At 48.2% G+C, this 12815-nt stretch carries 11 protein-coding genes and 1 pseudogene; 4 read left to right on the plus strand and 8 right to left on the minus strand.

The window, feature by feature from the left end:
- Nucleotides 1-5 precede the first annotated feature (5 nt).
- From EPH95_RS06360 to EPH95_RS06380, 5 genes are all read right to left on the minus strand, one after another.
- The gene (locus EPH95_RS06360) at nucleotides 6-1718 is read right to left on the minus strand and encodes a hypothetical protein (RefSeq protein ID WP_160141654.1); all 1713 of its coding nucleotides are present in this window, start codon (nucleotides 1716-1718) and stop codon (nucleotides 6-8) included.
- Entirely contained in the window at nucleotides 1655-2173 is a 519-nt protein-coding gene (locus EPH95_RS06365) for a hypothetical protein (protein WP_142088331.1), read from the minus strand. The genes EPH95_RS06360 and EPH95_RS06365 overlap by 64 nt, the downstream gene beginning before the upstream one ends.
- Entirely contained in the window at nucleotides 2170-3318 is a 1149-nt protein-coding gene (locus EPH95_RS06370; protein ID WP_142088333.1) for a TIGR02678 family protein, read from the minus strand. The genes EPH95_RS06365 and EPH95_RS06370 overlap by 4 nt, the downstream gene beginning before the upstream one ends.
- A 46-nt stretch (nucleotides 3319-3364) precedes the next feature.
- Nucleotides 3365-4849, minus strand: coding sequence for a TIGR02677 family protein (locus EPH95_RS06375; protein WP_142088335.1), 1485 nt, complete (start codon nucleotides 4847-4849; stop codon nucleotides 3365-3367).
- Between the two features lie 129 nt (nucleotides 4850-4978).
- The gene (locus EPH95_RS06380) at nucleotides 4979-5479 is read right to left on the minus strand and encodes a YndM family protein (RefSeq protein ID WP_142088337.1); all 501 of its coding nucleotides are present in this window, start codon (nucleotides 5477-5479) and stop codon (nucleotides 4979-4981) included.
- Nucleotides 5480-5643: 164 nt separating this feature from the next.
- On the opposite strand from EPH95_RS06380, the gene EPH95_RS06385 reads away from it, so the two are divergent.
- Nucleotides 5644-7068, plus strand: a complete 1425-nt coding sequence (locus tag EPH95_RS06385; protein WP_142088339.1) for an aldehyde dehydrogenase family protein — start codon at nucleotides 5644-5646, stop codon at nucleotides 7066-7068.
- A gap of 153 nt (nucleotides 7069-7221) precedes the next feature.
- On the plus strand, nucleotides 7222-7872 hold the full coding sequence (locus EPH95_RS06390; protein WP_142088341.1) for a TraR/DksA C4-type zinc finger protein: 651 nt from the start codon (nucleotides 7222-7224) through the stop codon (nucleotides 7870-7872).
- Nucleotides 7873-7932: 60 nt separating this feature from the next.
- Here EPH95_RS06390 and EPH95_RS06395 read toward each other — a convergent pair whose 3' ends face one another.
- The 3 genes from EPH95_RS06395 to EPH95_RS06405 form a co-directional block, all read right to left on the minus strand.
- The gene (locus tag EPH95_RS06395) at nucleotides 7933-8331 is read right to left on the minus strand and encodes a DUF1516 family protein (protein ID WP_227004076.1); all 399 of its coding nucleotides are present in this window, start codon (nucleotides 8329-8331) and stop codon (nucleotides 7933-7935) included.
- A 261-nt stretch (nucleotides 8332-8592) separates the two neighbouring features.
- Entirely contained in the window at nucleotides 8593-9210 is a 618-nt protein-coding gene (locus EPH95_RS06400; protein ID WP_227004077.1) for an SCO family protein, read from the minus strand.
- A gap of 189 nt (nucleotides 9211-9399) precedes the next feature.
- The gene (locus EPH95_RS06405; RefSeq protein WP_142088345.1) at nucleotides 9400-9876 is read right to left on the minus strand and encodes a glutathione peroxidase; all 477 of its coding nucleotides are present in this window, start codon (nucleotides 9874-9876) and stop codon (nucleotides 9400-9402) included.
- 112 nt (nucleotides 9877-9988) lie between these two features.
- Between EPH95_RS06405 and pdxK the strand changes: the two genes are divergently transcribed.
- Entirely contained in the window at nucleotides 9989-10822 is an 834-nt protein-coding gene (gene pdxK, locus EPH95_RS06410) for a pyridoxine/pyridoxal/pyridoxamine kinase (RefSeq protein ID WP_142088348.1), read from the plus strand.
- Nucleotides 10823-11129: 307 nt separating this feature from the next.
- Nucleotides 11130-12301: pseudogene (locus tag EPH95_RS06420) on the plus strand (IS3 family transposase).
- Nucleotides 12302-12815: the final 514 nt, after the last annotated feature.

A 12815-nucleotide genomic window follows, 5' to 3' on the forward strand; every position in this document is an offset into this window, starting at 1 on the left:
ACGCTCTAGGGGAGGGCGTGCCCTTTTAGCATCCCGATTTGATAACTTCCATCAAGATCAAAGGTGGTGGCCCCTTCTCCCGCTTCACTACCGATGACGATGCTGCGAAGCGCATCATCCACCGTTTCCGGCCGCAAGCGGCTTTCATCGGGGAGTTCCGGACGAAGGTAGTCGGCAAGGGTGGGTACCATGAATGCCGGGCTCGGGGTCAAGACGCGGTCATGCGAAAACGCCAAATTGTCTTCATCCGTCAGGAGCGCGTCCAAGAGACCCGCATCCATCAACGCGGATTCAATCCGCACGCGTGTCTCCTCGGGAACATCGTCTAAAAACTCCACGGAAGCGTATAAAGGTTCAAAGGCAACGCCTTGTTCACCCAGTTTTTTGCGCGCTTCCAGTGTTGCTTCCTTCGTGCCTGGTTCCGATTCCTTCGTGGTTTGCCACGCGTTTCGTTCCTCTTCAAGCTGTGCTTTCTCTTTTTCCAAATCCTCGATCTTAACCTGGCGCTCGGCAACGATTGTTTTTTGTTCGCTCGTAAAGTGATCGGTTAGCGCACGAAACGGGGCGCGTACATCCTCATAGTTGCTATCCGCAAAAAGCTGATGAACCATGCGCGCCGATTGTTGAAACGCGGATTCCCCGTGCTCCCTTAAGTGTTCGGAACGATCGAGCCAGAGGCGGATCGCGTCCACCTGGTTTTCCTTTTCCTCATCGAATGTGTTCGCCCATTCCCGTTCTTCCTGGCGAATACGATCAAGCTGTTGTTGTTCTTCGTCCAACGCTTTCTTTTGCGTCATCACCTTTTCTTTTATGTCCGCAAACGCGCGCAAGATGTCTTCGCCTTCGGAAAGGGCGCGTTCAAACTGCTTCGCTTCTTTTTCCCACAGCATGAATTCAAACGGTCCATCGTCCACCAATTTTTCGTAGTCTTCGGCGTTTTGGTTATGTCCGGAAAAAGCTGCTTCATCCGCGAGCATTTCCAGTTTTTCAAGTTGGTCCTTCCCGTCTTGATCAAGTTGCGCGGCTTTTGCTTCCGTTTCTCGTATGCGCGTCTTTGATTCCAGCGCTTGCTGCGTTTTGCTTTCCTCTTTCTTTTCCAGTGTGTCGACTTTATCTTTCTGTTGTTTTTCTCGCTCTCGCTCTGAGGTTAATTCCTTTTCCATGTCCCACACTTCATGAGAACTTAACCGTTCTTCGTGTTTGACAAGTGTATCTTCTTCCAGCCCGAGTTGTTCAATGCCTTCCTCCAACCGGGAAATGTCGGCCAAGAGCGTCTCCTGTTGTTCCCGCATCCGGGACAGGCCGCTCTCGCTTTTGCTTAGCCGTGTGTCTGCCTTCTGATACTCCTCTACTTGATCGGCGAGCAACCGTTGATTGTAGCGATCATATGCATTATTTAATTTCCTTAACGCTTCGCGCTCTCGGTCGAGCTGTTCCATCTGTTGCTTCGTTTGATCCATTTGTTCGATCGTATCCGACAAATGCCGCAAATCTTCATCGGTGAGTGGCGGGAGCGCCGCTTCCAAAATGTCATAAATGGCTGTGGGTCGAAACTCTTTGGACAATTTCGGGCTGCGGATTTGAATCAACAACTTGATCAATTCTTCGTAAGCATCCAGCGTCGTGAACCCGAACACATGACGGTTCACGAGTTTCATATATTCATGTTGGGTTTGTACGACTGCCCCGCTGTCGCCCATGTGATTTTCGAGTTCCACGCGTGAGCGAGGGATTTTTTCCCCGCTTTCTTTTTATAGAGGAAAAAATCCTCGCCGACGCGACGATTATCGGTAATGACGAATCCCCAGAATTTCATTTGCTTATGGCGCTTCGCCTGCAGGCCGATCCCTGTCGTCACGTATTGATCGCTATGGGCCCGTTTGTATTCCAGAAACAAGTAGCCGGTCCGTTCATCACGATCGACGACTTCTTGCTCCCCGAGCAAATAATCTTCCATCCGCCTGGCCCGCGAACCGAACGGATCCAAACGATCCGGCGACTTTCGCCCGTCCAGAAGCACCGGCAAAAAGCTTTGCATCGTCACCGATTTGCCCGAACCATTGCTGCCGCGCAAGAGAAGCTTTCCATCTTCAAATGAAAACGTCTCCTCATCGTAGTACCAGAAGTTTAATAGACCCGCCCGATTCATTTGCCATTTATTTTCCTCGTTCATGAATTTGCCTCCTTGCGAAAATCACGTGGATAGACACCATACATGCGGCCAAATCCGGACTGCAACACAAGTATGCCGGTTTCTTTTTCAACGTAAGCCATTTCCCATCCCTCGAGTGTTCCGATCACTTCTTGGGCAATCAAGCGAGGTGTCGCCTCCCGATAATGCTTGCTCCAACCGTGTCCCGCGTTTGCCTGTAACTTTTCCAGCAGCTGTTCGATTTCAGCCATGGGCAGACGAATCTCCCCCAATTCCGTGATCTCGTATTGGGCCACATCCGTTCTGATGCGTTCAGCCATATGCAAAATAACATCCATTACACCCTTCTGATCGGGAAAAAGAGTATAGCGTTGTTTTCGGTCATGCAGCACCAGCATGGCGGCATTTTTATATAATTCCAGCGAAAAAGGCGTGTGCGCTTCAATGTCATCGCGTAGTCGGTTCCGGTAATTCCGTAAATAGGCAAAGTCAAGATCCGTATCTCCTTCTCGATACACGACAGGCGACAGCATTAATCTGCGATACACGCGCTTCCGCCGTTCATCCCCTGTGAACCGTTCCCATTCGCGCGCTAGAATCTCCTCTGCGGAATGAAAACGAAACAAATCATCGGGATACGTGCGCATGAAGTAACGGGCATAGACCGTGACTTCGTAGAGGACATCCTCATCCTCATTGTGCGCAAACTGCTCCACATCCCCGTCGACCGTTTTGATGACCGAGAGCTCCACCAGCATTTTCAGCGCGCGCACAAGGGCCTTTCGATGCGCGTACATCGTCCAATCGAGGGGCAAGGTGCCGGGATACATCTCAGCGATATCATCGGCCAAATCCGAAAGCAGAAACTGCTCGTCCACCGCACGGCGTTCGGTAAAGGCGAGGCCACAACAGAAAATCGCGTAATCCATCGGCTCCTTGAACGATTGAATGCCCATCCAAGCCCTCGGTTGAACGGGGATTTTTTCGAGTTTAATAAAATGTTGATGGATGATTAAATCAAACCCAAATTTATCCGATACATATCGCTTCAACGCGTGCTCCCGTTCACGTATCAACTGATAGGAAACAGGATCTTTAGCGCGCACAATCCAAAAATTTTCAAATAAGAGGGCGAGGGCGTCCGATGCCTTTTCGTCAAATTCCATGAGTGATCACTCCCTTCCCGACTCGGATAATTTGTCACTTCCGCTTCTAGCCGCTCCCCACAAATTCAAATGTCACGTCCGGCAATTCCAGCTCTCCGTCGTCACTTTCCAGCATCGTCTTTTTCCCTTCATGGAGATGCACGATGACGTCTTGCCCAAACTCGGTTTTCACCCTACGGTCCGTTTGCACCATGGCTTTCGATATCCATGTTAAAAAAAGTTTCCGAACCGGCGTTTCCACGTAGGCGTGCTTGCTCAGTTTAATTTCGTTGCCCTGTACATATTGTTCAAGAATCTCTTGCTCCCGTTGTCGCGCTTGCAAATGTTCGCGAAGTTGCGCCTCCTTCGCTTCTTTATTTTCAACGACCGCCCTTGCTTTTGTTTTTTCTCCATACGCACGGATTCTCGGTATCGTTTCATGGACAGTGGCCGGGGCGTGCCAGACATCGGTGTAGATATCTTCGGTTAAAGACGGATCTGCCAGCAGATGCTTCGTGTGAAAAACACCGAAGGCGACAGAGGACAGTTTGTGGGCTTCATTGATGTCTGTTAAACCATCAAACCACTCGGCCAAATGCAGGTAGTCTTGCCTGCGGCTATGGAAATGCTGGTTTCGTTCACCGAGCCGCTGCACCGTTCGGGTCACTCGGCGAATCGTTTCGGTCGTACGCTCCTGCAGTTTATCGAATTCACTTTCATATTGCGCGGAACCTAAAAACCAGGCGGTGAGGTTTTCCCATTTCGCGCGATACTCAAGGTGCGGGTTCTCTTCTTCGTCTTCCTCAAATCGAAACACTTGCCCTTTGTGGCGGATGACTCTATTGAAAAAGTCCTCCATTTGAGAGCCTCCCAGCCGCCGGAGCAAGTCCTGTATTTGAAGCGCCGTCCGTTGCAAGGAAATAATGAAATCGCGCAAATAGGTGGTGAACTGGTCTTTATAGAGAAGAAATGCGTCCGTTTGCATGCGTTCATTTGTGTCTTCGCTATCAATGTAGGCAAAATAATCCGACGTATTTTGCGTAATTTGGCGGATGTACATCATGACGTCGTCCCAGAGCTGGGCACACTCTTCGTCCGTTTCTTTTTTTTCCGAATGGACGACTTCATCAATACGGTAAAGCACCTGATAAAGTCGTTCGAATTGAGAACGCTCGAGTGAGCCGCCAAACTGATCGCCTTGCTGTTCCATCCGTTGCATCATACGTTCAAACTCAACCGTGTACGGGGTGCATTGATAACGAAACCGCTTCTTTTTAAATTCTTCAACCGTGTTCACTTTGCCCGTTTCCTGTTGCGTCGACAGATTCCCCCATTTGACCAATTGTTCGAGATCCTGCTGAAGTTCTTCCAGGCTATACGCGGCGAAGCCAGAATCTTCCTGTAAATAAGCATGTATTTCCTCGGCGAATAAAAATTGCCGCATGCGTTCGTGCTGTATGTAGCAATAACGTAAAATCGCCCGGTAACTCCAGGCCTTCTCTGCAGCGAGATACGTTGCTTCATGGACACGCTTTTTTACATTGTGCTCCAACGTCACGGCCTCCTTCTTTTTCTATCATTCATTGTATCACGCTTTCTTAAAAAATAGAAAAAGGTCGGAGAAAGTCGAATGATTTGAAAGAAAAAAACCCCCTGCTCCCAACGAACAGAAGGTTTGTTTTTACTGTTGTTTTTTGCTTTTCAGATCTTTAGCTGACAGTTTCGCGTGCATGTCTTCGCCGTATTCGGTTTGCATATCTCTAACCGAAGAGCGCTTTTGTTCATCATTTTCCGGATCCGGCGGCGCGGTTGACTGATTTTCTTCATCAGCCGAAGGGCTGTTGAAAAAATGGCGTCGCATATACATATGAAAGAAAATTTCGCCAACCGTTAAAATAAGCGCGGCAATGAATGATGCTGTTCCCAAAGCTATCTGTTGTTCGATGAAAAAAGATCCAATTGCCCACACCCCCGCCCACGCGAGGAAAAAATCAGCAATAGCTGCCGTAACATTTTTTATGCCAGGCAAAATAAAAACGTCTCCTAAAAATGATACAACGGTTAAGATAGCGCTAATGGCTAAAACATCCGAAAAAGCCACTTCGAAAAAACCGCCTAAAACGATCCATATAACCGCGAGCATCATACCAAATTTTATACCCAAGCCAACAAGATACTTCATCGTCTCCCTCCTTGTTTGTCAGCTATTCTTTCCGTCCTGCTTTTCTTTATCCCTGGCAGAATTCACTGTTTATTTTTTGTTTTCTGAGTTATTTTCCTGTATAGTTTTACATGATTACTTTACGGGTATATATTCCCTACGATCAAAATAAAGGAGTCGATCAAATGCGCAATTATACCAAGCACTATATTAATGGCGAGTGGGTGGAATCCAGCGGTTCCGAGACGATGGATGTGATTAACCCGGCAACGGAAGAAGTGGCCGGACGCATCAGTTTGGGCACCCAGGAAGATCTGGATCGGGCTGTCAAAGCTGCTCGGGATGCTTTCCCCCACTTTTCAACCACGTCAAAAGAATACCGGATCGAACTGCTTGAAAAAATAGCTGAAGAATACAAAAAGCGCAAGGATGACCTTATCGAAGCAATCACTGAAGAATTAGGCTCCCCGGTAGGGATCACGGAAAATGTCCATTACAAAATGGGCCTCGGGCATTTTGAAACCGCCGCGGAACAGCTCAAAGCGTTTGAATTTACGGAAAGACGCGGCGGCACATTGATCAAAAAAGAACCGATTGGTGTCAGCGGGCTCATTACGCCGTGGAACTTCCCGACGAATCAAACGTCCACAAAAATTGCAAGTGCTTTCGCCGCAGGAAGTCCTGTTGTTCTCAAACCGGCGGAACTGACACCATTTGCGGCTGTCATTTTGGCGGAAATTTTTGAAGAAGCCGGCGTGCCAAAAGGAGTCTTTAACCTCGTCAACGGTACGGGCGAGACGGTCGGAAACGGCATTAGCTCCCATCCGGACATTGATTTTGTTTCCTTTACCGGCTCCGGCGCCGTCGGGCAAAAAGTATCGGAAAACGCCGCCAAAACGATCAAAAAAGTTGCCCTCGAGCTGGGCGGAAAATCGCCAATGGTTGTTTTGGAAGACGCGGATGTGAAAAAGGCAGCGAAAGCCGCGGTTACGAACGTCGTGTTAAACTCGGGGCAAGTGTGCACGGCCGCAACACGTACGATCATCCCCAAGAAATTGCATGATGACTTTATCGCAGCTGTTCAGGAAGTATTGCCCGGCTACCCAGTCGGCGACCCCAATGGTCCAAACATGCTCGGTCCATTAGTGGCTGAGAAGCAATGGGACCGTGTCCAAGGCTATATCGAAAAAGGAGTCGAAGAAGGCGCAACCCTAGTGGCAGGCGGAACTGGCAAGCCTGACGGTTTGGAAAAAGGCTATTACGTCAAGCCTACGGTTTTCACCGATGTGAAAAACGACATGACGATTGCCCGGGAAGAAATCTTCGGCCCCGTTATGTCGGTGCTTACGTACGAAGAATTGGATGAAGCCGTGGCCATTGCCAACGATACCGTTTATGGCTTGGCGGGGTATGTTGTCGGCGAAGACGAAGAAACACTGCAAGATGTCGCCTCCCGCTTACAGGCGGGCCGCATTACCGTCAATAATGCCAAAATGGACTTCACCGCGCCTTTCGGAGGGTACAAACAGTCCGGCGTCGGGCGTGAATGGGGCGATTACGGCATCGAAGAGTACCTCGAAGTGAAGGCTGTTCTCGGCATGCCATCTTAACTCACCTTCCAAAACTTGCCTGCTCCTTTTTGGATCGGGCAAGTTTTTGTTCTGAATAGAGGTGTCTTATGTTAGAAAAAATACAGAATCTCTTCAAAAGAAGAGGTTGTCATTTTTGTAAATCAAGAACGCCGTATATGCGTGATTACTACGATGAAAACGACACACACGTCGTTGTTTGTGAAAAATGCCTGGAATACGCGGAACGGAGGGCATTCAGAAGAGTGTGAACGGAGGGATTACATGCTCAACGAAGAACAAATAAACGCTTTAAAAAAGCAGTTAAAAACGATGAAAAATGAATTGGAAGCAGAAACCGAAGGCTCCAATCGCCCAGAAGAAATCGGCGAACTTTCCCAAGCTGCAAATCACCCTGGAGATCAGGGGACCGAATTACACGAACAAGCAAAGAACATCGCCTTGAATAATCAATCCCAACAACAACTGGATGATGTTCAGCAGGCATTACAAGCAATCGAAGATGGAACTTATGGCCATTGTGCCGTTTGCGGGGAATCCATCCCTTATGAACGATTGGAGATCATTCCGGAAACGAGGTTATGCATCACGCATGCTCAGGCAGAGGCAGATGCCACCGAAGAGACCCGCCGGCCTGTCGAAGAAGATACGATGAAAGGCACTTTGGAGGAAAAGGATGAAAAAGAAGAAGTGATCTTCGATCAAGCGGACACGTGGGAGACGGTCAGTGAACACGGAACGTCGCAAACGCCATCTGATGATCCGGACACAGAAGAAGAATACAGCGACGAAGCACTCGATGACCCGCCAAATGAAAAAAGATGACCGTAACGTCAAAGCGGCGCACCATAAACAGTGCGCCGCTTTGCATTTCTTTTGTCTTTTTTAAAATGCGATGACACCAAAGCCCATTAACACGACAACTACGAGGATAGCGATAACAACGGTGAGCCATACAGCCACGCCTTCTCCCCGCTTTGCTTTTCCAAGGGTCATTTCCATGAAACCGATGAGAAGAATCGCTAAAATGCCCTTGATGACATACGAGGCCGGAAAGCCTAATTCAAAGAGCAGGCCAACACCGGAAACAATCATAATGATATAGAAGATACCGAGAATAATGCGCAAGATTCTCCCGCCCGTTGGTTTTCCCGCGCGGTACAAGAAAAACGCGATCAAAAACAAAATAGGCAAAAATGCCCAAGCCCCCTGGTGGGACGCGAATAACATATCGTACATGCCTGTCATCCTTTCCAAGTATTTCAAAATTGCATGTGACAACACACTATACCCTTTTCCTCTCCATGTTACACATGATTTCTTTAAAAGCATAGCACGGTTTTGTGAACGCTGTATGAATCTTTTATCGAAAAAGAGCTTGAGCGGGAACAATCCAGCATCCCGTGAGGGTTATGACCGTTTCATGAGGACCGTACAACAAGCACTCACCAAATTTCACGTTTTTTCGGGATTTTTTCCCAACACTCGCCGCCCCATCTTCAGCAAAAAAAGAACAAGCGTCGTTTGCCTGTTCTTTTCCCGCTTCTATTCCATTCCTTGTAAGCGTCTTAAATCTTCCATGATTGGCTCTGTGTCCACTTCAAGTCCGTCATATCGCTGAATGACTTTACTGTTTTCATCTACTAAAAAAATATCGGTGGAATGAACGATATCTTCGTCATCGGCCGCGGGCGCGACCACACTGTGGAAGGTGTCTTCCGCGAATTCCTCGACCTCATTGAGGCTATAGCCGGTTAAAAAATCCCAGTTTGAATAATCGGCTTCATAGTGATCGCCGTATTCTTTCAATATATCCGGTGAATCATAATCCGGATCTACCGTAAAAGAAACAAGATTTGCATCGATGTCCTCCGTTGCCAAATCCTTTTGCAATTGGGACATGTTTGGCGTCATTAAATTACATACCGTCGGGCAACGGGTAAAAATCATGTTGACTAACGTGTACTCCCCTTCCAAATCCTCATTCGTTACGATTTCGTCCGATTGATTCGTATAAGAAAAGTCATGAAGATCCAAGCCGTATGCCTGTAAGTCTTCCCCATTTTCTGCTGATGTTTCGCTTACATTATCGAACCAACCGCAGCCCGACAGCGCCAGCAGCATAAAGAATCCGCACAACCACAACCCAGTTCTTGTTCGCAACGCACTTCCTCCTTTGTGTGTCCACCTACAAAATGGAGCATAGATCAATCATGTAGACGGGTCTTTACTTTGAGGAATATGCAACTGCTTGGCAACTATGTCTGCTAAAAGACAAGATTACTAAAATTTGTCCCAATCGTTCTGATTATGTTCCAAACTCACCAATGTAACGTACGGCGATTACACTCATTATTTTAATGCTTCTTTGAGATCCGTTTCGATTTTTTCCGGATTGGTGCTCGGGGAATACCGGTACAATACAGTTCCATCACGGCCGATAAGAAATTTTGTGAAATTCCATTTAATTTTACTTGAACCCATCCCCTTTGTTTCGTCGGTGAGTTGTTCGAATAAAGGGGAAATGTTCTCGCCCCTCACCATTGTTTTTTTAAAGAGTGGGAAGGTAACGCCGTATTTTTCTTTAAAATGATCGGGGATCTCTTCGCTTTCCAACGGTTCCTGATTCAGAAATTGGTCGTTTGGAAACCCCAGCACATAGAAACCCTCGTCTTTATACCGGTCGTAAAGCTCTTGCAACGGTTTCAATTGCGATGCAAACCCGCATTTACTGGCCGTGTTGACAACGAGCAAAACATTTCCTTTGTACGGTTGCAATGTTTGCGTTCCTTCTTTTACCGATTCAACTTCCACATCAAAAATACTCATCGTACAACCTCCTTGCCCCTCTATACCCGAACATTCCTATATTCAATCATTTGTTTAAAAGGACAGATTGGGCTTATAATAAAATGAACAAGATGTTGAGGAGGAAAATAAAATGTCCATTTATAAAGCGTTAACCATCGCCGGTTCTGACGCCAGTGGCGGTGCCGGGATAGGAGCCGATTTGAAAACGTTCCAAGACCAGGGCGTTTACGGCATGAGTGCGTTGACGACAATTATGGCCATGAAGCCGGAAACATGGGAGCATCAAGTTTTTCCACAGGATATCAAAGCGGTGGAAGCGCAGTTGGAAACGATTCTTTCCATCGGCGTCGATGCCATGAAAACAGGCATGCTTGCGTCCGTGGACGTCATTGAGTTGGCCGCGCGTAAAATCGAAGAGCATGGCCTTCAACAAACCGTCATTGACCCCGTGCTCGTCTGCAAAGGAGAAGATGAGGTTTTGCACCCGGAAACAGCGGACGCCTTGAGAGAAGTCCTCGTACCGAAAGCACTGGTCGCTACCCCGAACTTATTCGAAGCCGCTCAGCTGGCACAAATGAAGACGATCACAACCGTTGAAGGGATGAAAGAAGCGGCGAAACGCATTCATAACAATGGTACGAAATACGTCGTGGTCAAAGGCGGCAAACAGCTCGACGATGTTCGCGCGATTGATATCGTTTACGATGGGCATTCGTTTAAAATGCTTGAAACCGAAAAAATTGCCCACCCTTATAACCATGGGGCTGGCTGTACGTTTGCAGCCGCAATTACGGCCGAACTCGCAAAAGGCAGCGACGTCCACGATGCCATCGCGATCGCCAAACAATTCGTTACCGCGGCCATCACCCATGGCTGGCGCATGAATGAACACGTAGGCGCCGTCGATCACGGCGCTTATCGGAAACACGGAAACGAAACGAACATCGAAAAACAGACCGTGTGAAGCGGACGCGCGATTGATAAGGGGTGCGTTGAACCTTTCATCGCACCCCTTATCTGCGTTTTTGCCCGTTCTGGGGTGCGTTGTGCCTTTCATCGCACCCCTTATCTGCGTTTTCGGCCGTTCCGGGGTGCGTTGAGCCTTTCATCACACCACCGATTAACGTTTTCGGCCGTTCCGGGGTGCGTTGAACCTTTCATCGCACCCCTTATCTGCGTTTTTGCCCGTTCCGGGGTGCTTGTGGAAGTAGAATAAAAGTTGGACACACAAAATTGGTGCATTGTTAAAATGGATCTAAAGGAGTGTGCCTATTTTGCAACATCATGATATAGAATTTAAACGGTATGCGGTGAAACTTATCGTTCATGAGGGTAAAAAAAGAGCAGATGTCGCGAGAGAGCATGGAATCTCCGCTAGCACGCTGGAAAATTGGGTGAGAAATTATCGTGAGGATAAGGGGGACTCCCTTTTCGGAAGCGGTTATCTCACGCCAGCGGAAGAGCAACATCAACGGGACGTGAAAAGAATTGAGGAATTGGAAGAAGAAGTGGCGATTCTAAAAAAGGCAGCGGCCTTCTTCGCCAAAAACCAGGAGTGATCTACCACTTCATCGAGGAACACCGACAAGAGTTTCGTGTGGCGAAGATGTGCGAGGTTTTAGGTGTTTCCAGAGGCGGCTATTACGAATGGCGCAACCGCCCGCAATGCCCGCAAAAACAGCGAAAAGAAACCATCGTTGAGGCCATCGAGCAAATCTTTATCCAATTCCGGAAAACGTTTGGGAGTCCGCGGATAACGAGGGAACTGCATAAACACGGCTTTACAGTCACTCAGAAAACGGTGTCGAATTATATGCGAGAATATGATCTTCGCCCAAAGACCGCCATGAAGAAAGGGAAAAAGACAACCGATTCCAATCATGATCACCCGGTGTATCCCAACCTGCTTCAACGGGATTTTCATACAGATCATCCCAACGAGGCTTGGGTGGCGGATATCACCTATATCTGGACCCGGGAAGGCTGGCTTTACCTGGCATCGGTGATGGACTTATTTTCTCGTAAGATCATTGGCTGGAATATCAGTCACCGTCTCACGAAAGAACTGGCCATAACTGCCTTACATCGGGCGATGCGCCTTCAACCTCCGCAAGAGGGACTCATCCACCACTCAGACCGGGGGAGCCAATATGCCTCCCATGCCTATCAGGCTATTCTCCAGGAACACGGCATGCTCACAAGTATGAGCCGGAAAGGCGATTGTTATGACAATGCGTGCATCGAGTCTTTTCACGCTACCATTGAAAAAGATCTGCTGGCCCATGAAACCTACGATACACGGGAGGAGGCTAAGATGAGCGTTTGGGAGTACATTGCCTGCTTTTACAACGAAGAACGTACCCATTCCACCATTGGCTATATGTCGCCTAACCAATTCGACCGGCAGTATAGACAAGCTCAAAGAGGCGACATGACGGTGTAACGAAAAAACGCTGATAGCAAATATGATCGTTATGCTGGGAGCCGTGAAGTTTACCTTTGACAGCTGTGCCCGATGCCCCGATTCACCGGTTGGGGATGGGGCCCCTCCGCCGAATCGGGAGCATCGATCGGTTCGTGGTACACTGACGGATGCGGCTGATGCGCCCATGAGCTTTTTTCTCCCAGCCGCCATCAGATGCACACCACGAACCGAAGCAGCTGTCAAAGGCGGCGGATTCAGAAATAGCAACTTGAAACTTGAGGACTAAAAAGGCACCAATTTTCTGTGCTTGTATTATTGACATAACTCCAGTTGTGCCTTTCATCGCACCCCCGATTAACGTTTTCGGCCGTTCCGGGGTGCGTTGTGCCTGTCATCACACCCCCGATTTGCGTTTTGGCCGTATTGAGGTTTATTCCCCCATAAACTGTCTTTACGTTTAGTGTTTTTTCTTTAGCGGCGCTATTAAGTTTAAATAATTACAAAAGGGAGCGCTAGATGCACTCCCCCTTCT

Source organism: Salicibibacter halophilus, from assembly GCF_006740705.1.
Lineage (GTDB): Bacteria > Bacillota > Bacilli > Bacillales > Marinococcaceae > Salicibibacter > Salicibibacter halophilus.